The 23,363-nt window shown below is 62.0% G+C and carries 24 protein-coding genes and 1 tRNA gene; 16 read left to right on the top strand and 9 right to left on the bottom strand.

The annotated features are described in order from the left end of the window. Nucleotides 1–125 precede the first annotated feature (125 nt). The 4 genes from bamA to rpmE all read left to right on the top strand — a co-directional run bounded on the left by bamA (nucleotide 126) and on the right by rpmE (nucleotide 4,397). Nucleotides 126–2,804: an outer membrane protein assembly factor BamA gene (gene bamA, locus ACS0VV_RS07415; RefSeq protein WP_483532081.1), complete on the top strand. Its 2,679-nt coding sequence runs from the start codon at nucleotides 126–128 to the stop codon at nucleotides 2,802–2,804. Beyond that, nucleotides 2,804–3,502, top strand: a complete 699-nt coding sequence (locus ACS0VV_RS07410; protein ID WP_483532080.1) for an OmpH family outer membrane protein — start codon at nucleotides 2,804–2,806, stop codon at nucleotides 3,500–3,502. The genes bamA and ACS0VV_RS07410 overlap by 1 nt, the downstream gene beginning before the upstream one ends. A gap of 27 nt (nucleotides 3,503–3,529) precedes the next feature. Next, complete coding sequence (fabZ, locus tag ACS0VV_RS07405) at nucleotides 3,530–3,979, top strand: 3-hydroxyacyl-ACP dehydratase FabZ (protein WP_483532079.1); 450 nt, start codon at nucleotides 3,530–3,532, stop codon at nucleotides 3,977–3,979. A 190-nt stretch (nucleotides 3,980–4,169) separates the two neighbouring features. Next, nucleotides 4,170–4,397, top strand: coding sequence for a 50S ribosomal protein L31 (gene rpmE / locus ACS0VV_RS07400; protein WP_151975121.1), 228 nt, complete (start codon nucleotides 4,170–4,172; stop codon nucleotides 4,395–4,397). A gap of 63 nt (nucleotides 4,398–4,460) precedes the next feature. Here rpmE and ACS0VV_RS07395 read toward each other — a convergent pair whose 3' ends face one another. Further along, complete coding sequence (locus tag ACS0VV_RS07395) at nucleotides 4,461–4,898, bottom strand: GFA family protein (RefSeq protein ID WP_483532078.1); 438 nt, start codon at nucleotides 4,896–4,898, stop codon at nucleotides 4,461–4,463. Further along, nucleotides 4,895–5,536: a prolyl hydroxylase family protein gene (locus tag ACS0VV_RS07390; protein ID WP_483532077.1), complete on the bottom strand. Its 642-nt coding sequence runs from the start codon at nucleotides 5,534–5,536 to the stop codon at nucleotides 4,895–4,897. Before ACS0VV_RS07390 ends, ACS0VV_RS07395 begins: the two co-directional genes overlap by 4 nt. A gap of 205 nt (nucleotides 5,537–5,741) precedes the next feature. Here ACS0VV_RS07390 and ACS0VV_RS07385 point away from each other — a divergent pair. The 10 genes from ACS0VV_RS07385 (at nucleotide 5,742) to ACS0VV_RS07340 (ending at nucleotide 14,025) form a co-directional block, all read left to right on the top strand. After that, a tRNA-His gene (locus ACS0VV_RS07385) sits at nucleotides 5,742–5,818 on the top strand. 53 nt (nucleotides 5,819–5,871) lie between these two features. After that, the gene (locus tag ACS0VV_RS07380; protein WP_483532076.1) at nucleotides 5,872–6,936 is read left to right on the top strand and encodes a Leu/Phe/Val dehydrogenase; all 1,065 of its coding nucleotides are present in this window, start codon (nucleotides 5,872–5,874) and stop codon (nucleotides 6,934–6,936) included. Between the two features lie 108 nt (nucleotides 6,937–7,044). Further along, nucleotides 7,045–7,791, top strand: a complete 747-nt coding sequence (ccmC, locus tag ACS0VV_RS07375; protein ID WP_483532075.1) for a heme ABC transporter permease CcmC — start codon at nucleotides 7,045–7,047, stop codon at nucleotides 7,789–7,791. After that, a complete protein-coding gene (locus ACS0VV_RS07370; protein ID WP_483532074.1) occupies nucleotides 7,788–7,928 on the top strand; it encodes a hypothetical protein in 141 nt (46 codons plus the stop codon). The genes ccmC and ACS0VV_RS07370 overlap by 4 nt, the downstream gene beginning before the upstream one ends. Beyond that, entirely contained in the window at nucleotides 7,925–8,398 is a 474-nt protein-coding gene (gene ccmE, locus ACS0VV_RS07365) for a cytochrome c maturation protein CcmE (protein ID WP_483532073.1), read from the top strand. Before ACS0VV_RS07370 ends, ccmE begins: the two co-directional genes overlap by 4 nt. Next, complete coding sequence (locus tag ACS0VV_RS07360; protein WP_483532072.1) at nucleotides 8,395–10,356, top strand: heme lyase CcmF/NrfE family subunit; 1,962 nt, start codon at nucleotides 8,395–8,397, stop codon at nucleotides 10,354–10,356. The genes ccmE and ACS0VV_RS07360 overlap by 4 nt, the downstream gene beginning before the upstream one ends. Continuing rightward, a complete protein-coding gene (locus ACS0VV_RS07355) occupies nucleotides 10,353–10,892 on the top strand; it encodes a redoxin family protein (protein WP_483532071.1) in 540 nt (179 codons plus the stop codon). Before ACS0VV_RS07360 ends, ACS0VV_RS07355 begins: the two co-directional genes overlap by 4 nt. Then, a complete protein-coding gene (locus ACS0VV_RS07350) occupies nucleotides 10,889–11,311 on the top strand; it encodes a cytochrome c-type biogenesis protein (RefSeq protein ID WP_483532070.1) in 423 nt (140 codons plus the stop codon). The genes ACS0VV_RS07355 and ACS0VV_RS07350 overlap by 4 nt, the downstream gene beginning before the upstream one ends. After that, complete coding sequence (locus ACS0VV_RS07345) at nucleotides 11,308–12,033, top strand: tetratricopeptide repeat protein (protein WP_483532069.1); 726 nt, start codon at nucleotides 11,308–11,310, stop codon at nucleotides 12,031–12,033. The genes ACS0VV_RS07350 and ACS0VV_RS07345 overlap by 4 nt, the downstream gene beginning before the upstream one ends. A gap of 99 nt (nucleotides 12,034–12,132) precedes the next feature. Next, a complete protein-coding gene (locus tag ACS0VV_RS07340) occupies nucleotides 12,133–14,025 on the top strand; it encodes a potassium transporter Kup (RefSeq protein ID WP_483532068.1) in 1,893 nt (630 codons plus the stop codon). On the opposite strand, the gene ACS0VV_RS07335 is transcribed toward ACS0VV_RS07340, so the two are convergent. The 5 genes from ACS0VV_RS07335 to ACS0VV_RS07315 form a co-directional block, all read right to left on the bottom strand. Further along, entirely contained in the window at nucleotides 14,022–14,684 is a 663-nt protein-coding gene (locus tag ACS0VV_RS07335) for an inner membrane-spanning protein YciB (protein ID WP_483532067.1), read from the bottom strand. The genes ACS0VV_RS07340 and ACS0VV_RS07335 overlap by 4 nt on opposite strands. Before the next feature lie 120 nt (nucleotides 14,685–14,804). Next, entirely contained in the window at nucleotides 14,805–15,728 is a 924-nt protein-coding gene (gene ftsY, locus ACS0VV_RS07330; protein WP_483532066.1) for a signal recognition particle-docking protein FtsY, read from the bottom strand. Beyond that, nucleotides 15,725–16,909: a MiaB/RimO family radical SAM methylthiotransferase gene (locus ACS0VV_RS07325; RefSeq protein WP_483532065.1), complete on the bottom strand. Its 1,185-nt coding sequence runs from the start codon at nucleotides 16,907–16,909 to the stop codon at nucleotides 15,725–15,727. Before ACS0VV_RS07325 ends, ftsY begins: the two co-directional genes overlap by 4 nt. Next, entirely contained in the window at nucleotides 16,906–17,715 is an 810-nt protein-coding gene (gene dapF / locus ACS0VV_RS07320; protein ID WP_483532064.1) for a diaminopimelate epimerase, read from the bottom strand. The genes ACS0VV_RS07325 and dapF overlap by 4 nt, the downstream gene beginning before the upstream one ends. A 50-nt stretch (nucleotides 17,716–17,765) precedes the next feature. Continuing rightward, nucleotides 17,766–19,430, bottom strand: coding sequence for a putative bifunctional diguanylate cyclase/phosphodiesterase (locus ACS0VV_RS07315; RefSeq protein WP_483532063.1), 1,665 nt, complete (start codon nucleotides 19,428–19,430; stop codon nucleotides 17,766–17,768). Between the two features lie 129 nt (nucleotides 19,431–19,559). Here ACS0VV_RS07315 and ACS0VV_RS07310 point away from each other — a divergent pair, with 129 nt between their 5' ends. Continuing rightward, nucleotides 19,560–19,967, top strand: coding sequence for an EVE domain-containing protein (locus ACS0VV_RS07310; protein ID WP_483532062.1), 408 nt, complete (start codon nucleotides 19,560–19,562; stop codon nucleotides 19,965–19,967). Nucleotides 19,968–19,970: 3 nt separating this feature from the next. Here ACS0VV_RS07310 and ACS0VV_RS07305 read toward each other — a convergent pair whose 3' ends face one another. After that, nucleotides 19,971–21,638: a thiamine pyrophosphate-binding protein gene (locus tag ACS0VV_RS07305; protein ID WP_483532061.1), complete on the bottom strand. Its 1,668-nt coding sequence runs from the start codon at nucleotides 21,636–21,638 to the stop codon at nucleotides 19,971–19,973. Between the two features lie 128 nt (nucleotides 21,639–21,766). On the opposite strand from ACS0VV_RS07305, the gene ACS0VV_RS07300 reads away from it, so the two are divergent. Continuing rightward, nucleotides 21,767–21,970 (top strand): hypothetical protein, encoded by a 204-nt coding sequence (locus tag ACS0VV_RS07300; RefSeq protein ID WP_483532060.1) that lies wholly within the window; start codon nucleotides 21,767–21,769, stop codon nucleotides 21,968–21,970. A 10-nt stretch (nucleotides 21,971–21,980) separates the two neighbouring features. Here ACS0VV_RS07300 and ACS0VV_RS07295 read toward each other — a convergent pair whose 3' ends face one another. Beyond that, entirely contained in the window at nucleotides 21,981–23,309 is a 1,329-nt protein-coding gene (locus ACS0VV_RS07295) for an MFS transporter (RefSeq protein WP_483532059.1), read from the bottom strand. Nucleotides 23,310–23,363 lie beyond the last annotated feature (54 nt).

Below are 23,363 nucleotides of genomic sequence, written 5' to 3'. Positions count from 1 at the left end.
GGCATCGGGCAAGGGCGCACTTCGCGTCAAACGGCCTTGAAGCAATTGGCCTGGATGTGGCCCATAGGGGTTGGGCCGGTCGGGCTGGACTTTGGGGCGCTGGTGTCGACTAGAGTGGACGGATAATGGGTTCCAAAGCACGGACAATAACTGCATCGCACTACGCGGCCGCTCTGCTCGGCTGCACCACTTTGGCGGGTTTGCCAAACGTGGCTCTGGCTCAGGATGCGGCTCCCCCAGCAGAAACTGCGCCGGTGGTGCAGGTGCAGGAAGACCTCATCCGCGCGATCACCGTGCGCGGCGCGCAGCGGCTGGAGCCGGAAACGATCGTTTCCTACATCTCGCTGCGGCCGGGCGACACGTATAGCGCCGCCGCCGCTGACCGCGCGCTGATCGAACTCGCCACGACCGAGCTGTTCGCCGACTATTCGATCAGCTTCGATCGCGCGACCGGCGTGATGCAGATCGATATCGAGGAAAACCCGATCATCAACCGCATCATTCTGGAAGGCAACAACCGGATTGAATCGGACGAGATTTACCCCGAAATCAACCTTGCTCCGCGCCAGATCTTCACCCGCAGCCGCGTGCGCGCCGATGTCGAGCGGATTATCGAGCTGTACAAGCGCCAGGGCCGCTTCGCCGCGACGGTGGAGCCGCAGATGGTTATGCTCGACCAGAACCGCGTCGATCTGATCTTTGAAATCACCGAAGGGCCCAAGTCCAAGGTCCGCCAGATCAACATCATCGGCAACGAGGTGTTCTCCGATTCGCAACTGCGCGGTGAGATGATCACCCGCGAGGACAGCCTGTTCGCCTTCTTCAGCTCGAACACCAGCTACGACCCGGACCGGATGGCGTATGACCAGCAATTGCTGCGCCAGTTCTATCTCAGCCAGGGCTATGTCGATTTCCGCATCGTCTCCGCTGTGGCCGAGCTGACGCCGGATCGCCGCGACTTTATCATCACCTATGTGGTGGAAGAGGGCGAGCGGTACCAATATGGCGACATCGAAGTTGTCAGCCAGCTGCGCGATTTCTCCAGCGAGGCGCTGACCAGCCAGCTGACGATCCAGAGCGGTGACTGGTACAACACCGAAGAGATTGACGAAATCGAGGAAGGCCTGACCGAAACCGCAGGCGCCTTCGGCTACGCCTTCGCGCAGGTGCGCCCGCGCATCGTCCGCAATGCCGAAGAACGCACGATGGACGTGACCTTCACCGTTGCCGATGCGCCGCGTGCCTATATCGAAGCGATCGAGATCAACGGTAACACGCTGACGCAGGACAAGGTGATCCGCCGCGAATTCCGCATTGCGGAAGGCGACGCTTTCTCCAGCCTGCAAGTGCGCCGCTCCACCGCGCGGATCAATTCACTGGGCTATTTCCAGGAGAATTTCGAAGTCGAGCAGGTGGAAGGCAGCGCCGAAGGCCGCATTATCCTCCAAGCGAACGTGCAGGAAGAACCGACCGGCGAGCTTTCGCTGTCTGCCGGTTTCTCCTCGCTCGAAAGCTTCATCTTCAACGGCTCGGTGCGGCAGAACAACTTCCGTGGGCGCGGGCAGACGGTGGGCCTTGGCGTCAACTGGTCGCGCTTCTCGCGTTCGGGCAATATCAGCTTTACCGAGCCCAAGCTGTTTGACCGCGATATCGCCGTGGGCGTTGACGTGTTCCGGCAGGATTTCAACAACGGCTTCTTCGACCGCGATCGCGCGACGTTCGAGCAGACGACCACCGGCTTCAACATCCGCACCGGCGTTCCGCTCACCGAATATATCAGCTTCCTTGGTCGCTACACGCTCAACTATCAGGAAGTGACGCTCGACGAATCGCAGTTCTTCGCCGATTTCGACGGTGACGGCACATCGCAGTGCGAGCCGCTGCTGGCCGGGCGCTTCCTGTGCGATGCGATTGGCGACCGTTTGCAGTCGATCCTCAGTGCGTCCTTCTCCTATAACACGCTCAACAGCCGCCTGCGTCCGACGGCGGGCACGGCAGCCAGCCTGTCGCTCGATTTCGCCGGTTTGGGCGGGGATACGCAATATGCCCGCGCAAGAGTGAATGCTTCGCGCTTCTGGAATTTGGGCAGCGGCTTTATCGGCTCGCTCTCGCTTGAAGGTGGCTATATCTATGGCTGGGGCGATGAAGGCGTTTTGCTCACCGACCGCTTCTTCCTTGGCGAGGGCCAGTTCCGCGGTTTCGATATTCGCGGTGTTGGCCCGCGCGTGGTGCGGCGTTTCTACATCGAAAGCGATGACGACGGCGTGCTGACAGAGGCCGACCTGTTGCCGATCGATGACGATCGCAATACCGACGATGCCCTGGGCGGCAATGCCTATTACCTTGCCCGTGCCGAAGTCGAGATTCCGCTGGGATCGGGCGCGCGCGAGTTGGGGCTGCGCCCGTCGATCTTCGTCGATGTCGGCTCGGTGTTCAATGTCGAAACCCCGCAGTTGACGATCAGCCCCGTGCCCGATGGCCTGTTCATCCCGCAGCGCGACGGGGACGGTAACCCGCTGTTCCAGCAATTCATCCGCGATGACGGCGGCAATATCACCGGATCGATTTTGGTGCCGAGCCCGCTTGCGCCGGACGGCTCGAACAACCCGGCTGTTGGCCAGACGCTGCCGCCATTCGTGGAGGAATTCGTCGGCGATTCCGCCACGCCGCGTATCACTGCGGGTATTGGCGTGAACTGGAATTCGCCCTTTGGTCCGTTCCGGATCGACATCGCCACTGACATTCTGAGTCAGCGCGGCGATGAAGTGAAACTCTTCTCCTTCAATGTAGGAACGCAATTCTGATGAATACTGTTTTCAAGCAGGCGCTTGGCGCTGCGCTGTTCGCTGGTGCTATTGCGGCACCGCAAATGTCTGTTACCGCCGCTGCGCAGGTGAACGGCATTGCCACGGTTGATCTTCCGGCCGCCGTCGCCAGCTCGAACGCATTGCAGAATGCCTATCAGCAAATCGGCCAGCAATATGCGACGCAGCGCCAGACGATTTCGGAGCGCCAGCAGACCCGCCAGCAGCTGATGCAGTCGTTCGATTTCAACTCGAACGGCAATCTCGACGAGAATGAAGCAGCGGCCATGCAGGACCCGAACAATGCCACCGTGCGGCAGGTTCAGGCCATCGATCAGGAAATTGCCACGCTGCAACAGCCGATCAACCTCGCCCGCGTGTATGTGGTGCAGCAGGTTGCGCAGCAATATTCGCCCGCCGTGCAGCAGGTGATTACCGCGCGCAACGTGCAGTTCATCCTCGACCCCGCAACGGTGGTGTACCAGGCTGAAGGCTCGGACATCACCGGCCCCGTTGTTGACGCGCTCAACACGTTGGTGCCTGTGGTGAACATCATTCCGCCGGCGGACTTCCAGCCCAGCGAAGCCTCGATCCAGCTGTTCCAGCAGGTGCAGCAGCTGTTGACCTTTGTCGCCTTGCAGCAACAGGCGGCGGCGCAGCAGCAGCAACAGCAGGACCCGGCCGCTTCGGGCCGCTAAGCACCGGACAGGCGAGGGGCAGGGCCGATGAGCGACACGTACGATATTCCGCGCATCCTCAAGGCTCTGCCGCATCGTTACCCGATGTTGCTGGTGGACCGCGTCGAGGAAATCGTCAAAGGCGAGCGGATCAGCGCGCTGAAGGCGGTGACCTTCAACGAGGGTTTCTTCCAAGGCCACTTTCCCGGCCGCCCGATCATGCCGGGCGTGTTGCAGATCGAGGCTCTGGCGCAGGCTGCGGGCATTCTCGGCATCGAGACGCTGGAACTCGCCGATAGCGGCAAGCTCGTCTATTTCATGGCGATCGAAAACGCGAAGTTCCGCGCGCCAGTGGAGCCGGGTTGTTTGCTGAAGCTGGATGTTGCGTTCACGCAGCAGCGCAGCCGCATTTGCAAATTCCACGGTGAGGCGAGTGTCGATGGCAAAGTGACCTGCGATGTCGACTTCACCGCGATGGTCGCTGATCCGCCTTCCTAACCCGTCATTGCGAGGCGACGCAGTCGCCGTGGCAATCCAGAGCGTTCCGCGGGTCACTCTGGATTGCTTTGCTTCGCTCGCAATGATGAAACTAAGGTTGCAAAACTTGTTGAACGTCGCTAACCGCGCCGCTTCCCAGATAACAGCACGTCCGGTCGGAACCGGGCAATTGCTCAGAAGGACTACCGTCATGAAGGCCGATACGCATCCCGATTACCACATGATCACGGTCAAGATGACCGATGGCACCGAATTCCAGACCCGCACGACGTGGGGCAAGGAAGGCGACACCATGAACCTCGAAATCGATCCGACCAGCCACCCGGCTTGGACGGGCGGTCCGCAGCGCATCCAGGACGGTGGCCGCGTGGCGAAGTTCAACCAGCGTTTCGGCGGTCTGTCGCTCAAGAAGCAGTAAACGGCGGCTTCGCTTTTACACGAAAAGGCGGTCCTGCGGGCCGCCTTTTTCGTTTGTGCAAGATCAAATTACGCCGTCAGGCCAAGTCTTGCCGGGCGTGGCCTCGAACCGCAACCAGCCAGCTTGCGTGCGGTCGCCGAAATCGTTGACGTGTCGCTTGCCGTTGAACACCGGAACCTCGGCAAAATCGGAATAGGGATCAAGGCCTTCCAAAGTCGCGGCATTTATCGCGAATTTATCGGGGTCAGAACGTGCCTGATGGAAACAGTGGATGCCACAGCGCGGGCAGAAATGATGCTTGGCAGCCATTGTGTTGAATTGGTAGCAAGCCAAAATGTCACTGCCCTTGGTAATGTTTAGCGCCTCGATTGGAACGTAGACGCCAACCGAGCCCTTCATTGCACACATCGAACAATTGCAGCGCGACGGCACCAGCCTCTCATCCGGAAACACCGCCTCAAAGGTGATTGCGCCGCAATGACATTTCCCTCTACGTATCATGTCTCCCAACCCCAGGGCCGCTCGCGATACCACTTGGTAATCACATATTTCAGCCCTTTGCGCACCTTCATCGCGTGGTGGAGCGTGCTGACATTGCCACGGCCATCGGGTAATCGGTTGTTCCAGCCGACGAGCTTGCCGGTCTCGGGCTTTACCGTCTTGCCGACAACTTTGAACCGTGTTGCGCCGCCCGCTTCGACATCGTTGAGATAGGCCATGAACGTCCAGGTGCGCTGGCCAGAGACCGAGCAGTACTTCTCCCAATCGGCGCCATCGGGATTGAACCAGTCGGTGTGCTGCTTGAATTCCTGCCCGACTTCGTAACGCTGGCCTTGCAAAGGCTCGCCATGCGCGGGGTCGATGCCGGTCAGCGCAAAAAGCCGTTGCTCGACCTCCTGCACTGCCGCGTCCTCCGCTTTCAGATCGCAAGTCTCGCTCGTGCGGAAGGCATCGTCGCCATTGTAATCGGCAATGGTGGAGGGGCGGCGGTCGAGGTCGATCAGCCGCACCAGTTCCGCGCACAAATCGGCGGGCAGGAAGTTGGGGACGATCACCATCTCGACCTTGGGCGAGGGCACGTGCAGCACGCGCGGATCACGGCGCAGGATTTCCAGCGAGGAATCGCCCGGTTGATTCATGTATGCAGCGATAGCGAGGGCGTTGCGGCGCGCCAACCGCAAAACGGCTGCGTAACAATCTTGCGCCAAGATCGCTTCCGCGCATTTTTTGCTTTGCTCGAATGCCGACTTGTGCAACAGGCCTGCCTCCGCGCTGTAACCCGCTTGACGCTTGGGTTCGGGCGGGTATTGGCCCATCGCATTCACGCAATGCGTAGGGTGTGTGGCGATCGTAGCTCAGTTGGTTAGAGCGCCGGTTTGTGGTACCGGAGGTCGGGGGTTCGAGACCCCTCGATCGCCCCATTTTCTCCCCGCATAGCAAGCAGTTGCGCCGTAAACGGCAGGGGATTTGCGATATGCCGGCATTCTGGACCGAAGCCGATTGGGACGCGCATGAGCGGGTTGAAGTGGTGCATGATCGCGCCAGCGGCCTCACCGCGATTATCGCGCTTCACTCGACCCATCTCGGTCCGGCAGCTGGCGGCACCCGATTCTGGCACTATGCCGATCCCGCTGGTGCAATGCGCGATGCGCTGCGCCTTTCACGTGGAATGAGCTTCAAGAACGCGATGGCCGGCCTGCCTATGGGCGGGGGTAAAGCCGTTGTAATGCTTGATAAAGACGGCACCAAGACCGACGCAATGCTCGCCGCATTCGGCGATGCAGTGGAGGGTCTGAACGGCGCCTATGTGACCGCCGAGGATGTCGGAGCAACGGTGGCTGACATGGTCAAAGTGGCCGAACGCACCAGCCATGTTTGTGGTCTTCCGGTGGCAGAAGGCGATGCGGGCGGCGATCCCGGTCCGTTCACCGCCATGGGCATTTACCACGGCATCAAGGCCGCAGTGGCGCACAAGCTGGGCAAGGACAGAATGGACGGCGTGCGCGTCGCGGTGCAGGGTTGCGGCTCGGTCGGCGGCGGCGTGGCGCGGCTGCTGGCGAAGGACGGGGCTAGCCTCATTGTCTCTGACATCAACGCCAAGCGCGCGCAGGAACTGGCGCAGGAAATCGGCGGCGAAGCGGTGGAAAGCGACGTGGTGATGAGCACCGCGTGCGACGTCTTCAGCCCCAATGCTCTGGGCGCGATCCTCGATGACGAAGGTATTGCCCGGCTCGATTGCGCCATCGTGGCAGGCGGCGCGAACAATCAGCTGGCACGGCCTCAGCATGGCGCGATGCTGCACGAACGCGGTATCCTCTACGCGCCCGATTACGTCATCAACGCAGGCGGCATCATCAATGTCAGCCTCGAATATCTCTGCCGCCAGAAGGGCGAGCCTTGCGATATCAACGAAGTGCGCAAGCGCATCGCGCAAATCCCCGCACGTTTGCAGGCGATCTGGGACACGAGCGAGGCGGAAGGCCGCCCGTCCAACGAGGTTGCCGACGCAATGGCGATGGAACTGATTGGACGCGGCTAAGCGTCAAAGCCACTGGACAGCGGGATTTAGACCATGCCGTGTCCGGTTTGCCTTGCAGCGCGGGATTGCACCTGCCAATGATGCGCGGGTGAACAGCTAGCTGAACCGATGCATCTTTACGCCAATCCCAAACGTTTCCTTTCCATTGCCAACTGGCTGACCCCGATTCTGCTGATCGGTGGCTTGCTGGTGACCGGTGCGGCTTTGCTGTGGGGCTTCACCCAGTCGCCGCCCGACCGGCTGATGGGTGATACGGTGAAAATCCTCTACATCCACGTGCCCGCCGCATGGCTTGGCATGGGCGGGTGGACGGCGATTGCGATTGCAAGCCTGGTCGAGCTGGTCTGGCGTCATCCGCTAGCGACCATTGCAGCGAGAGCAGCAGCGGTGCCGGGAGCGGTGTTTGCGTTCATCTGCCTTGCCACCGGCTCCATCTGGGGCCGCCCGACCTGGGGCACCTGGTGGGTGTGGGACGGACGGTTGACCTCCATGCTGGTGCTGTTCTTCCTCTATCTCGGCTATATCGCGCTCTCTTCCTCGCTGGCGCGCGAAGGGCAATCGAGCCGCATCGCCGCGATTTTCGGGATTGTCGGCGCGATCAATGTGCCGATCATCAACCGTTCGGTGGTGTGGTGGAACTCGCTCCACCAGCCCGCCAGCATTACGACGGGCGGCAGCTCGATCGACGGGATTTACTTGTGGCCGCTGCTCTTCGCGGTGCTCGGTTTCTCCTTCCTTTTTGGCGGTATTGTGCTGATGCGGATGCGCACCATTTTGGCCGATATTCAAGCTGAGGCCCGCTTGCGTCGCAAGGCGCAAGGGGCGGGACTATCGGGTGAGGAGGCTCTCCAGTGAGAGAAGCGCTGGAACATATGCCGTTTGTCTACGGCGCCTATGCGGTGACGATTGTCAGCACGCTGCTGCTCGTCGCGCAGAGCTGGCTGGCGATGAAACGCGCCGAAGCCCGCCGTGACGAGGTGAAACGCAAGTGACGCAAGAGACTTCTGGCGGCATCAAGCCCAAGCACCAGCGGCTGGTGCTCATCCTGCTCGCCGTGGGCGCGCTGATCGGCGCGACCTTGCTGGCAATGGTCGCGTTGCAGGATCAGGCGAGTTATTTCTACGTGCCCGAGGATATCGAGGCCAATCCGCCCGAACCGGGGCAGGCGATCCGCTTGGGCGGCATGGTTGAAACCGGTTCGATCCAGACTGCGGCGGACGGGGTAACAACCGAATTCGTGGTGCATGACGGCAAGGCTCGCGTGCCGGTAACCTACACCGGCATCCTGCCCGATCTGTTTGTCGAGAATTCCGGCGTGGTGGCAGACGGACGGATGGACGCCAACGGCGTATTCGTTGCCGACCAACTGCTCGCCAAGCATGACGAGAATTATACCCCGCGCGAACTGGAAGAAATGACCGCCGAGCAAATGCGCGCGGAACTGCAAGAGAGCGTCGAGTGATCCCCGAGCTTGGATTGGCCGCCTTGTGGCTGGCTGCTGCGTTGGCAGCGCTGCAATTGCTCGCGGGGTTTGTCGGTTCGCGCAATGAAGGCGCTGCCTTCGCCGCGCTGGCGCGGCCTGCGGCGAGTTTGCAGGCCTTCCTCTGCATCATTGCCTTTAGTTCGCTGCTCTATGTCTTCGCGGTGACCGACCTGTCGGTGCGGCTGGTGGCGATCAATTCGCACTCGCTTAAACCGATGATCTTCAAACTGTCGGGCGCGTGGGGCAATCACGAAGGCTCGATGCTCCTTTGGGTCACCGTGATGGCGATGGCGGGTGGCCTGATTGCGCTAATTGAGCGGCGCCTGCCGGAAAAGACCATGATGGCGACCCTGTGCGCGCAGGCCTTTGTCGGGCTTGGGTTCTACGCCTTCCTGCTGCTCAGCTCCAATCCGTTTGAACGGCTGGCCGAGGTGCCGCCCGAAGGCAACGGCCTCAACCCGCTGCTGCAGGATATCGGTCTCGCCTTCCATCCGCCCACGCTTTACATCGGTTATGTCGGCCTGTCGGTGGCGTTCAGCTTTGCCGTGGCCGCGCTGCTCACCCGCAATGTGACGCCCGACTTCGCCCGCGTGATGCGGCCATGGGTGCTCGGCGCGTGGATTTTCCTGACCGTTGGCATCACCGCTGGTTCTTACTGGGCCTATTACGAGCTGGGCTGGGGCGGCTGGTGGTTCTGGGATCCTGTCGAGAACGCCTCGCTCATGCCGTGGCTGGCGGCGACCGCGCTGCTGCATTCGGCGAGCGTGCTGGCGGCGAGGGACGCCTTGCGGACGTGGACGATCATGCTCGGCGTGATTGCGTTCTCGATGAGTATGCTCGGCACATTCCTTGTGCGCTCGGGCATTCTGACGAGCGTTCACGCCTTTGCGGTCGACCCCGAACGCGGAAGCTTCATCCTGGCGCTGTTGATGCTCTATATCGGCGGCGCGCTGGTGCTGTTCGCGCTGCGCGCCAACACGATTGCCGAGGGCGAGCGGTTCGCCGTGCTGAGCCGCGAGGGCGCACTGGTGGTGAACAATGTCGGGCTGACGGCCATTCTTGGCGTGGTCTTGCTCGGCACACTCTATCCGCTGCTGACCGAGGCGTTTGACGTGCGTGTGTCGGTCGGCCCGCCTTACTTCAATCCGGTGAGCGCGATCTTCTTCCTGCCGATGCTGCTGGTGCTGATGGTCGGCCCGCTGCTGCGCTGGAAGCGCGACGATTTCACGCGAGTGCGCAAACCTGTGGCGATTGCGCTGGCGGTGGCGATTGTGATTATCATCCGCGCGGTGTTCTGGGACGGGATCGGGCTGCTGCCGCTGCTCGGTCTTGGACTGGCTGCGGGCGTGGCGATTGCCAGCTTAGCGCCGCTACAAGGCCGCTCGCTCCGCCGCACGCCGTTGGCGATCTGGGGAATGTGCATCGCGCATTTCGGCATCGCTGTGGCGCTGTTCGGCATGGCGGCGGATACCGCCTTCCAGAAGGAGCGGCTGGTCGCCGTAGCCGTGGGCGACACGGTGGACGTTGGCGACTGGACGGGCAGGCTCGACAGCGTCAACGCGGTCGCGGGGCCCAACTGGACGGCGATGCAGGCGAATATGCACCTTTCCTACAAAGGCGGGCCGGAGCGCGAAGCGCATCCGCAATCGCGCAATTTCTGGGCGCCGGTGATGGAGACGAGCGAAGTCTCGCTGCTCACCCGTTGGAATGGCCAGCTCTATGTTGCCGTGGGTAATCAGGCGGAGGATGGCCGCTGGCAATTGCGGCTGTGGTGGAAGCCGTTTGTGACTTTCATCTGGTATGGCGGCTTGTTGATCGCGTTCGGCGGCGTGCTGTCGCTGATTGGCCGCGTGCGCTCTGATCTGCGTCGCCGTAGCGGGGAGGCAGACGATGGCGAAGAGATTGCGTCGGCTGCACCAGAAGGGCAACCGGCATGAAGAACCTGCGCATCGCCTTGTGGGGTGTCGTCATCGTAGCCGCCTTCCTGTTCGGCCTGTTCGGCTATCAGCTGACCCAGCCCAAGGACGAATTCGTCCGCAGCGCTTTGATTGGCCAGACAATCCCCAAATTCGCGCTTCCCGCTATGGTGGAAAGCCGCCCGGGCCTTTCCAGCGCTGATCTTGCCGATGGCGAGGCCAAGCTGCTCAACGTTTTCGCCAGCTGGTGCATTCCCTGCGCTGCCGAAGCGCCATTTCTGGAAGAGCTGGCGCAGCAAGGTGCGCCGATTGTCGCGGTGGCGATTATGGACAATGCGGCGGCGGTTGACCGCTTTCTTGCGCAGCACGGCAACCCCTTCAACCGCATCGGTGACGACCAGATTTCGGAGGTGCAGGTTGCACTGGGCTCCTCCGGGGTTCCGGAGACGTTCGTGGTCGCGGGCGACGGGACGATCACTTATCAGCATATCGGCGATATCCGCGCGTCGGATGTGCCGGTGCTGATGGAAGAATTGCGCAAGGCGCAAGCGCAATGAGACTGCTCGCCGCCTTGCTGGCCCTTTTGATGGCCGCCCCGCTTTCCGCGCAGTCCGCGCCGCCTCCGCCCTATGCCTATCAGCAGCTTGAAGACCCCGCGCTCGAAGAGCAGGCGACCGAGCTGATGCACACTTTGCGCTGTATAACCTGCCAGAGCCAGTCGATTGCTGACAGTGACGCGCCGATGGCGGGCAATATGCGGCATCAGGTGCGCACCCGCATTGCCAATGGCGAAAGCCCCGAGGACGTGCGCGCGTGGCTGGTTTCGCGCTATGGTGACTATGTGAGCTACGAACCGGTGGCGAGCGCGAGCACTTGGCCGCTCTTTGTCATTCCCGGTATCCTGCTGCTGATTGCGATTCTGGTGCTGCTGCGCCGCGTCGGCCGCCGCGATACGGCTGAGGGAGAAGGCGCATGAGCTGGGCCATTGCGATTGCGCTCGCGCTGCTGGCGATGGGCACCGCCATCGCGCTCTACAAGCTGCCGCGCACCGTGTGGGCAGGACTGGCAGCGACACTGGTGTTCGGCCTTGCAGGTTATGCCATGCAGGCGAGCCCTGATCTGCCTTCAGCTCCCAAGGCTGCGGAGGACAGCCGCGTTGTCAATCTTGAAGATTATGACCCCGTCGCCCAGCGCCGCGAATTCATCGCCGACGATGAGCGCAGCCGGGCCGACTTCCTCATCACCGCCGATGGCATGGCGCGGCGCGGGCAGTTTGACGATGCAGCGACGTTTCTCAACGGCGTGACTACCGCCAATCCGCAGGATTTCGAGGCGTGGCTGGCGCTGGGCAATGCGCTGGTCGAGCACGCTGACGGTGCGCTGACGATGCCCGCGCAATACGCCTATCGCAACGCCGCATCGCTGCGACCCGATCATCCGGGGCCGGGCTATTTCATCGGGATCGCTCTCATCCGCCAGAACCGCTTCGCCGAAGCGCGCGACATATGGGCGCAAGCTCTGGAAGGCGCGCCAGAGGATGCTGCGGGCAGGGCCGGGCTGGAAGAGCGGCTCGCCCGACTCGATGGTATGCTGATGATGATTGCGCAGGCGCAGGCAATGGAAGCGGCCAATGCAGAGGCAGAGCAGGGGGAGACGCCGGCGCCTGCGGCTCCGGAAACCCCGGAAAACGGCCAGTAACATCCTTGTGCACTGCACAATGTTGCTAGTGCCCGCTCGCGCTGCTAAACGGCGCGCTTTGCTGGCCGGGGCTCCCGGCGACATGGGCCGTAAATCCATATGAGCGCAGCCGAAAAAGACCGCGAATCTGCCAAGCTGAAGCTGGCGGCCGGGGCGATAGGTATCGTCTTCGGCGATATCGGCACGTCGCCGCTCTACGCCTTCCGCGAAACCTTTCGCGGTGCCCACCACATGCCGATCGACCAGTTGCACGTGCTCGGTGTCGTCAGCCTGATCTTCTGGTCGATGACACTGATCGTGGCGATCCAATACGTCTCGATACTGATGCGCGCGGACAATAACGGGCAGGGCGGCAGCCTTGCGCTCGTCGCGCTGCTTTCGCGCAGCATGGGCAAGAGCAATTACGGATGGCTGGTCGTTCTTCTCGGCGTGTTTGCGACCGCACTCTTCTACGGCGATTCGATGATTACGCCCGCGATCTCCGTGCTTTCGGCGGTGGAGGGTCTGACGGTTGTCGATAGCGGCTTGCAGCCCTTCGTCATCCCCATCGCGCTGGTGCTGCTGGTAGGCCTTTTCATCCTGCAACAGCGCGGCACCGCCAAGGTTGGCGCGCTGTTTGCTCCGGTGATGATCCTCTACTTTACCGTCATCGCGGTGCTGGGCATCACGCAGATCTTCAACACGCCGGAGATTCTCTACGCGCTCAATCCCTATTGGGCGGTGCAGTTCTTTATGGCGGAGAAGGTCTTCGCCTTCCTTGCGCTCGGCTCGGTTGTGCTGGCGGTGACCGGCGCAGAGGCGCTCTATTCCGACATGGGCCATTTCGGACGCGGGCCGATGAAGCTGAGCTGGTTCGGCTTTGTGATGCCTGCGCTGCTGCTCAATTACTTCGGGCAGGGCGCGATGATCCTCAGCCTGCCGCCCGAGGCCGCCAATGAGGCAATCGAGAGCCCGTTCTTCTACCTTGCCGATGAGGCATACCGCCTGCCGCTTGTGATCTTGGCCACCTGCGCAACTTTCATCGCCAGCCAGGCGGTGATCAGCGGTGCCTTCAGCATTACCCACCAGGCGATCCAGCTTGGCTTCGTGCCGCGCCTGTCGATCCGCCACACGTCGGACGAGCATTCGGGCCAGATCTATATCCCCGTAATCAACTGGGCGCTGATGTGCGCGGTGATCTTGCTGGTGCTCACATTCCAGAACTCTTCCAACCTCGCCAGCGCCTATGGCATCGCGGTGACGGGTGCGGTGACAATCGACACGCTGCTGATGGCGGTGCTGCTGATCGGGGTGTGGAAATGGCCCAAATGGATCGCCGTCCCGGTGGTGTTGCTGTTCCTGATAGTTGATGGCGCCTATTTCGCAGCGAATCTCACCAAGGTTCCCGATGGGGGCTGGTTCCCGCTGCTGGTGGGCGCGATAGCATTTACGCTGCTCACGACATGGGCGAAGGGACGCAAGCTCATGCGTGCGCGCATGACCGAGGCGAGTCTGCCGCTGGATATTTTCGCCAAATCCGCGCGCTCCAGCACCGCGCGTGTGCCGGGCACGGCGATCTTCATGAATTCGGGCAGCAGCGGAACGCCCTCCGCGCTGCTCCACAATATCAAACACAACAAGGTGCTGCATGAACGCATCGTCGTGCTGACGGTGCAGATCGCCGACGTGCCTTACGTCGACGATTCCAAGCGGTGCGAGATCATGGAGCTGGGCGACGGGTTCTTCCGCGTGATCCTGCATTACGGCTTTATGCAGGAAACCGACGTTCCCAAGGCGCTCGCCAGCCAGGATATGTGCGGCGGCCCGTTCGATATGATGAAGACGAGCTTCTTCCTCAGCCGCCAGACGCTGCTGAGCGCGGAGAAGCCGGGCATGGCGATCTGGCGCGAACGGTTGTTCGCATGGATGATGCGCAATGCGGCAACGCCGATGGAGTTCTTCCGCCTGCCGACCAACCGCGTGGTCGAAATGGGCAGCCAGGTGGAGATTTAGCCGGTCGGCGGCTCGTTCTTTACCGCTTCTTCCGCTGCCTCTTCCTCGTCTCCCACGGCTAGCCCGTGGCGCATCAACATCGGCACCTGCGTAAAGGTGAAGAGGAAGGTCAGCGGCAGGAACAGCCACAGCTTCATGCCAAGCCAAGTCTCGAAATCGACGGTGTAAATCAGCACCGTGTTGAGCGCGCCGAGCACGATGAAGAACAGCCCCCAATTGCGCGAGAGCTTTAGCCAGCCGGTGTCATCGAGTCCCTCGAAGGCGGCGTCGAGCAGCACTTTGAGCAGCGCCACGCCGCGTGCGACCCCCACCAGCAGGGCGACGGCGAAGATGGCGTAGACGATGGTCGGCTTCCACTGGATGAAGCGTTCGTCCTGGAAATAGATCGTCAGCGCGCCGAACCCAACGATCAGTGCCGTTGAGAGCCACAGCATCGGGCTGACCTTGCCCAGCCGGAGCTTGCTCACCGCCAGCGCAATGATGGCGGCGAAGATAAAGGCGGTGGTGCCGGCGATGACAGCGGCGACTTCTGCCAGCATATCGCCACTATCTTCGGGCGAGAACCATTTGTAGGTCAGGAAGAAGACCAGCAGCGGGCCGTAATCGACCGCGACATTGAGCCAGCCGGATTTGGGTTTTGGTGGCGGTTCAGAAGACATAATAACTCCGCTCGCCCTGAGCTTGTCGAAGGGCTGCATTTCCTTTTGGCGCTGCTCTAGAAGAAAGGACAACCCTTCGACAAGCTCAGCGTGAGCGGGGAAGGGAGGGCAGCCGGTACCTCACGCCACTCCCGCAATCACACGCGCCACGAGGTCGGGATCGAAGGGCCGCAAATCGTCCAAAGTCTCGCCCACGCCGATGGCATGGATGGGCAGGCCGTATTGCTCTGCCGCCGCCACCAGCACGCCGCCGCGCGCTGTACCGTCGAGCTTGGTCATGATAAGGCCGGTGACGCCCGCGACCTCCTTGAAAATCTCGATCTGGCCCAGAGCGTTTTGGCCATTGGTCGCATCGAGCACGAGGATCACGTCGTGCGGTGCTTCCGGATTCAAGCGCCCAAGCACTTTGCGGATCTTCGCCAGCTCATCCATCAACTCGCGCTTGTTCTGGAGGCGGCCTGCGGTGTCGACGATCAGCGCATCGGTGCCGATATCGGTCGCCTTCTTCACCGCGTCGAAGACGATGGAAGCGGGGTCGCCGCCTTCGGGGCCGGTCACGATTGGCGCGCCAATGCGCTCGGCCCAGATCTTGAGCTGGCCGATGGCGGCGGCGCGGAAGGTGTCTCCGGCGGCCAGCATCACTTCGTAATCATCTTCCTGCAACCAGTGGCCGAGCTTGGCGATGGTCGTGGTCTTGCCGCTGCCATTGACGCCGATCACCAGAATGACCTGCGGGCGGGGGAATGCGGTCACTTCGAGCGGCACGGCGACAGGGCGCAGGATCGCGGCGATTTCCTCCGCCACTGCCTCTTTCAGCTCACGCTCGGTAATGGTGAGGCCGAACCGCTTCTCCGCCAGCTTGGCGCGAATGCGACCGGCGGCAGCGGGGCCGAGATCGGAGAGGATCAGCGCGTCCTCGACATCATCCAGCGTGGCATCATCCAGCTTGGCCGTTCCGACCACGCCGGTGAGGTTTTCGGACAAGCGATCCGAGGTCTTGCGGAAACCGCCGAACAGCTTGTCGGACCAACTCGTCCCGCTCATATCAGCAATCCTTCGTTGAGGCCGGTGGGCGTGACGGTGACAATCGTGCCGCGCTGTGTCCCTGCCGGCAGCGCTACCCGGGCGAAGTTCTCCGCATAGCCGGTGCTGTCCGCCTCGGCGAGGACGCGCTGCGGGCTACCCACAAGGCTGGTGAGCCATTGCTCGCGCGTTTTCGCGACAGCCGTGCGCAATTCGGCGGCGCGCGTCCTGATTACTGCCTTGTCGAGCTGCGGCATCAGCGCAGCGGGCGTGTTGGGGCGGGGCGAATAGGGGAAGATATGGCCGTGGACGACAGGCAGGTCGGCGATGATCGAGAGGTTGTCAGCATGGTGCGCATCGCGCTCGGTCGGGAAACCGGCGATAATATCCGCACCGATGGCGAGATCAGGACGATGGGTGCGCAGGCGTTCCACGAGAGAAACCGCATCGGCGCGGCTGTGGCGGCGCTTCATCCGCTTGAGGATCAGGTCAGCGCCGTGTTGGAGCGAGAGATGCAGATGCGGCATCACGCGCGGTTCGCGGGCAAACAGATCGAATAACACCGGATCGACCTCTGCACCGTCGATTGAGGACATTCTGAGACGCTGCAAATTAGGGAAGGCTCTGAGCACCGCGCGCACCAATTCGCCCAGCGGCGGCGAGCCCGGCAGATCGTGCCCCCAGCTGGTGACATCGACGCCGGTCAGCACCACTTCGGGCGCGCCTTGTTCGAGATGGCTCTCTACCTCGCGCAGAACCTGTGGGATTGTCAGCGAACGGCTTGTCCCGCGTCCCTGCGGGATGATGCAGAAGGTGCAGGCATGGTCGCAGCCGTTCTGCACGGCGATAAAGGCGCGGGTGTGCTGGGGTGGCGGCGCGCGCTGCGGTTCAGGGACATTCCACGCGCGCGCATCGAGCTTCGCGGTGTTCGGCACCAGCCCGTCCACCTCGGGCATGGCGGCAAGCTGCTCGCGCTCGATATCCGCCGCGCAGCCGGTGACCAGCAGCCGCGCATCGGGTCGGGCCTTGCGGGCCTTGCGGATCGCCTGGCGTGTCTGGCGCACGGCTTCCATTGTCACCGCACAGGAGTTCACGACGACGACGTTCTCGCTCGCTACCAGCGCACGAATGCGCTCGCTCTCGGAGATATTGAGGCGGCAGCCGAGTGAGATGACTTCTGCGGTGTTTGGGGGGGCGCTCACCCGAAGCTGTCCCAATCGAATGAGCCGCGAAAACTCTCGGTTGCGCCGCCGGTCATGGTGATGCGGTTGTCCTCGCCCCAGGCGATGGCGAGCGGGCCGCCTGGCAGATGCACCGTCACCGCGCGATCTGTAAGCCCGCGCCGCATGGCCGCGACCGCCGTCGCACAAGCGCCGGTGCCGCAAGCGCGGGTGAGGCCCGCACCACGTTCCCATACGCGCAGGCGGATCGTCTGGCGGTCCACTACAGTGGCGACATTCACATTGATGCGCTGGGGGAACACCGGATCGTTCTCGATCACCGGGCCAAGGGTTTCAAGCGGCACCGCGCTCTGATCGGGCACGAAAAAAACAACGTGCGGATTACCCACATTCACTGCGACCGGCTGCTCCAGCCCGTCCCAGCCGAGCGGGAGCGATAGCGTGTCCATCGCATAGGCGAGGGGGATAGCATCCCATTCAAAGCGCGGTTCGCCCATGTCGACCGCAATGCCGCCTGTATCGGGGCGCGTCGCAATCATTCCGCCTGCGGTTCGGATCGTCGCGGGTCCGCCAAGGAGCATTCCGACCGCGCGCGAGGCATTGCCGCAAGCTTCGACTTCGCCGCCATCGGAGTTGAAAATGCGCATATGGGCAGTCGCGCGATCGTCCGCTTCCAGCACGATTAGCTGGTCGCAGCCGATGCCTTCCCGCCGGTCTGCAATTGCGCGAACGCGTCCATCGTCGAGCGCGGGCAAGGCGGTTTCGCGCGCATCGAGCACGACGAAATCATTACCCAGCCCATGCATTTTGACAAAGGGGATACGCATAGCTGCCACCTAGGGCGCAGCGCAGCATTCCGCAATGGCGAGGGTCGCGATCAGCTCGCCTTTCGCAGCGTTTCGGCGGTGGTGTTTGCCTGTGCTTCCGGCGTCTCGGATGCAGGCGATAGCAAAAGGCCCATTTTCTGTAACCGCGCCGCTGTGTCGGCGGCGTTCTCGGGACGACCATACAGATAGCCCTGGCCCTTGATTTCGCCGAGACCCTGCAGCTTTTCCAGCACTTCGCCGTTTTCAATTCCTTCGGCGGTCACCGGTAAGGACAGGCCGCGACCAAGCGAGATGATCGCGTGCAGCAATTCGCTGCCAACTTCCGCTTTCGAAATTTCGGTCACAAAGCTGCGGTCGATTTTCAGCCGGTCAAACGGCAGCGAACGCAGTTGCGACAGGCTGGAATAGCCGGTGCCGAAATCGTCGAGGCTGACGCGGATGCCCTGGTTCTTGAGGCTCGAAATTATCGATCGCACCGCGCCGATATTGTCGTGCAGGCAGCTTTCGGTGATCTCTATTTCCAACCGTGCGGGCGGGAAGCCGCTCTCGACAAGCATATGCAACAGCTTCTGCGCGAACCACGGGTCGCGCAATTGCAGCGGGGAGATGTTGACCGAGAGCGAAAGGCTGGGATCCCATTGCAGCGCATCTTTCAGCGCCTTGCGGATGAGCTGCTCCGACAGCTCGCCGATCAGGTCGATTTCTTCGGCCACGGGAATAAAGATATTCGGCGCGACGACGCCATAGGTCGGCGAATGCCAGCGGGCGAGCATTTCGAAGCCGACGAGCCTGCCGCTCTCCAGATCAATCTGCTGTTCGTAGAAGGGAACGAACTCGCCGTTCTTCAGCCCTTCGCGGATGCCCGCTTCGATCTCGTTGCGGAAGCGCAGTTCGTCTTCCATCTGGTGTTCGAACCAGAAGTAGCGGTTCCGCCCGCGCTTCTTGGCATGATACATGGCAATATCGGCGCGGTGGAGCAGGCGTTCAGCCCCCAGCAGCGTCGTTCCGTCCGATCCGCGCCCAGTGCGGGCAATGCCGATCGAAAGCGTCGCATCTATCGTTGCATCGTCGAGCGAGATCGCTCTGGAAACGCTGCGGATAATCGCATCGACGGTGGAATCCACGCGGTCGCGGGCGTGCATCTGGAACGGGAAAGCACAGGCGAATTCGTCTCCACCAATGCGCACCAGAACGCTGTCCTGCGGCAATTGGGCCTCGATCCGTTCGGCAATGGTGGTGAGCACACGGTCGCCAATATGGTGTCCGTTCACGTCGTTGATCTGTTTGAAATTGTCGATGTCGATCATCAGCACCGCGACATCATTTCCTGCTATCTGGCTTTCGCTGATGAGGGTGTCGATGGCCGGCGGACCGCTGCGGCGGTTGAGGCATCCGGTCAGGGGATCGCGCTCCGCCAGATCACGGGCGCGGGCCTCTGCCTGCTTGCGTTCCTGCACTTCGCGGCGCAGGTCGGTGTAGCGGCGCCAGCCGAATATCAGCAGCGCAATGTTAAGGAACATCGCATTGGTCAGCGCAAGGTCGGGGGCGACGCCGCGACCCATCCACGAAGCGACAATTTGTGGCATGAGCGAGCCACCGGTGCCGACGAACAGAATGACAGCGGCCACAGCAATCCCCAGCGCGACAATGTCACGGTCGGCGGATTGCAGCTTCGGCGCCTTTTTGCGCCCGGTGTTAGCATTCTTGTCAGGCAAAACGCGTTGTCCCCCAGAACAATCCTTTGCTCTATCGGGCAAGCGTCTCAAATTTCCGTTAATTGCGATGCGGCGCCAGCCGCGCTAGGCGCCCAGAAACAGCAAATGCGACAGCAAGAGGAGTCACACGTGCCCAATTACTGGCTGATCAAGTCGGAGCCTTTCAAATACGCTTGGGAACAGCTGCTGCGCGACGGAGCAACCGTGTGGGACGGCGTGCGCAACCACCGCGCGGCGAACAATCTGAAGGCTATGCAGCCGGGCGATCAATGCTTTTTCTACCACTCGAACAAGGGTTTGGAGATCGTCGGGATTGCCGAGGTGAGCAAGTCCGGCCTGATTGATCCGACTGACGCCGAAGGCAAATGGCCGACGGTAAAGGTGAAACCGGTGCGCGCAATGAACACACCCGTCACCTTGAAAGCGATCAAGGCCAACCCCGATCTCGAAGGGATCGAGCTGGTGCGGCTTGGCCGGCTGTCTGTGGCAGAAATAAAGCCCCGTGAGTGGGACATCATCCTGAAAATGGGCGAATAGCCCCTACGACCCGCGCAATCCGCTCACCGTCGCGCCGCTGGCGGCGAGTTGCTCGATATCGGTGATGCAGTGGAGCAGGCGGATGCCCTTGCGGCCCATCGCCTCTTCCAGTGCAACATCGAACTCGGCGTTGGTCGCCACCCGCTTGCCCCAGCCACCAAAGCTCTGCGCCATTAGCGCAAAATCGGGATTGGCGAGGTGGGTTGACGCTTCGCGGCCGGGATATTCGCGCTCCTGGTGCATCCGGATCGTGCCATAACACGAATTGTCGAACAGGATCACCAGCAGGTCGAGCCCGTACTGCGCAGCAGTGGCCAGTTCCTGCCCGTTCATCAGGAAATCGCCATCACCTGCAGCGGCGACGACGCAGCGATCAGGAAAGCGGCGCGCGGCGGCGACGGCTGCGGGAACGCCATAGCCCATAGCTCCGGCGGTGGGCGCAAGCTGCGAGGGGAAACCGGCATAGGGCCAGTAACGGTGCCACCAGCCAGAGAAGTTGCCCGCGCCGTTGCAGATGATCGCGTCTGCGGGAAGCAGGCGGCGCACGCTGCCCATCGCCACGGCCAGATCGAGATCGTATTGCATCTCCTCACGCGGAGTGTGCCAGGCAAGCCACTCGGCGTGCGCCTGTGCTCCGGCATCGAAGGGGATGATGTCCTCGGTCGGCCAGAGCGCGGCGCTCTCGGCGAATTCGGCCATATCGGCGCAGATCGGCAAATCAGCGCGATAGACGCGGCCCAGCTCGTTTGCATCAGGGTGGACGTGGATGAGTATCTGGCCCGGATGATCGGGCGTAATCAGGCCGTAACTGTCGGTAGTCGCCTCACCCAGCCGTGCGCCCACGCACAGCACCAGATCGGCGGCCTTGACCCGCTCGACCAGCTTGGGGTTGGGGCCGTAACCCAGATTGCCCGCATAGACTGGCGAGGAGGGCGGGATTGCATCCTGCCGCCGGAATGCTGTCGCTACTGGCAGACCAATCCGCTCGGCAAATTCGGTGAAATAATGCCGTGCCCGCTCGTGCCAGCCCGCGCCGCCGACAATCGCGATGGGGGCCGCCGCATCACCGATCATTTGCATCATCGTGCCCATCGCATCGGGGCAAACCGCTTGCGCAGGCCGCGTAGCCGCAGGCCGCACCGGCGCGGTAATACCTTTTTCGTGCAGCATATCCTCGGGCAGGGCGAGAACGACCGGGCCGGGGCGTCCTGATACGGCAACGGACCAGGCACGCGCGATATATTCGGGAATGCGCGCCGCATCGTCGATCTTGGCGGCCCATTTGGCAATCGGCCCGAAGAAGGCGGGGAAGTCGACTTCCTGAAAGCCTTCGCGGTCTTTCATGCCGCGATCGACATCACCGACAAACAGGATCATCGGCTGCGAGTCCTGGAAGGCGACGTGGACGCCGATGCTGGCATTGGTCGCGCCGGGCCCACGGGTGACGAAGGCCACGCCGGGCTTGCCCGTCATCGCTCCATCGGCGCAAGCCATGAAGGCAACGCCCCCTTCTTGGCGGCAGGTGACCGTGTCGATCGCGCCGCAATCGGACAACGCATCGAGCACGGGCAGAAAGCTCTCTCCCGGTACAGTGAATACGCGGTCACAGCCTTGTTCGACAAGGCAATCGACCAGCAGGCGGGCGACGGAGCGGGATGGTGTATCGGTCATCGTCCGCAGCGTTAGACCCAGCCGGTTTCGCCTGCAACTACCCACAGCGGTTTGCGAACCGTCCCGTCTGTGGACACGCCCATCGCAGCGATATCGCATATGGTTACGAAAGCGTTAAGACGAATGCCATGAGACGCGCACTTGTTCTTACCGACGAATCCCGCCGCCATTGGTTTAGGGCGTCGCTGCCGCCGCACGTGGTGCACCGCGCCAACGAAATCGAGCGGCAGGTGCCGTGGCGTCTCCGCCTGAACCTGACGCGCAAAGATCTGGAAACGGTCGCCGCGACCTATGTTGCCGGCTTTGTCGGGACGATGACCTTTATCATCTGACCGAGCTCGCTTAAGCGGCAGCCGCCGCCTCGGCATCGCGCTCCGCCTTCAGCAGCATCGTGCCCAGCCAAGCCGAGACAAGGCACATCGCCGCGCTCAGCAGCAATTGCTCGGCCAGCGGTATGCCAATGGTGCTGAGGCCCAGGGCGAGCAACGCCCCCACCACCATCGCTCCCGAGTTGACGATATTGTTCGCCGCCACCGCGCGGCTGGCGCGGTTCGATTCAACCTTGGTGGTGAGGAAGGCATAAAGCGGCACCACGAACATCCCCCCGAAAATTGCGATAAACAGCAGGCAGGCGAGCAGCGCCCAGGCGAGCGGGTAGGAGAGGAAGGTGGAAATGTTCATCAGCGCGGTGTCCGTCACCGATGCGTTCCACGCTAGGCACACAAAATAGAACGCGACCACCATGGCGCCCATCAGCACCACCGAAACCGGCGAATAGCGCGAGGATACCCGCCCTTTCAGCAGCAGATTCACCGCCACCGAACCGATGGCCACACCGATGGAGAAGAACACCAGCAGCAGGCTGGCCACCGCAGGATCGGCGTAGAGCACATTCTTGGCGAGCGGCGGGAATTGGATGAACAGCACCGAGCCGATCGTCCAGAAGAAGCTGATCGCGAGAATGGCGAAGAAGACTTCGCGGTTGTGCGACACGTCGCGCACGAGGTTCCACGACGAGGTGAAGGGATTGAAGTCGACTTTCTCAGGCTCGCCCATCGGCGGTGCAGGGGGCACGTGGCGGCTGGTGAGATAGCCGATAACCGCCACTCCCATGATCGCCGCGGCGGCGACTTCCACCTTATTGGCGAGAAAGCCGGCGATGATCGTCCCGCCCATGATCGCGAGGTAAGTGCCTGCTTCGACCAGTCCGGTGCCTGCCAGCACTTCCTCTTTTTCCAGATGTTGAGGCAGGATCGCGTATTTGATCGGCCCGAAAAAGGTCGAGTGCACCCCCATGGCAAACAGGGCGAGCATCAGCAGCGGGATCGCCACCAACTCCACCGCCACCCCGTGCAGCGCCATGAACAGGCCGATTGCGCCCACCGTCATAATGCCGATCTCGGCAGCCTTCACCATGCGGATGATCTTCGCCTTGTCGCGTAGATCGGCAAGTTGGCCGGAAATGGCGGAGAGCAGGAAGAAGGGCAGGATAAACACTGCCGACGCCGCGCTGGAGAACAGCACTTCGGCCTCTTCCGAACTGTATACCGCATAGACGACGAACAGCACCATCGTGGTTTTGTAGAGATTGTCGTTGAACGCGTTCAGCAACTGGGTGGCAAAGAGCGGCAGGAACCGCCGCTGCTTGAGCAGGTGGGTCGATGTGAACATGATGTCGCTTAAGTCGCCTTCCTGATGCTTCGGCCTATTGCTTCGGGCGCGGAT

The sequence above is a fragment of the Aurantiacibacter sp. KMU-128 genome, assembly GCF_056933515.1.
Note: the sequence above shows the minus strand (reverse complement) of the source record. Positions and strands in the feature narration are given on the sequence as shown.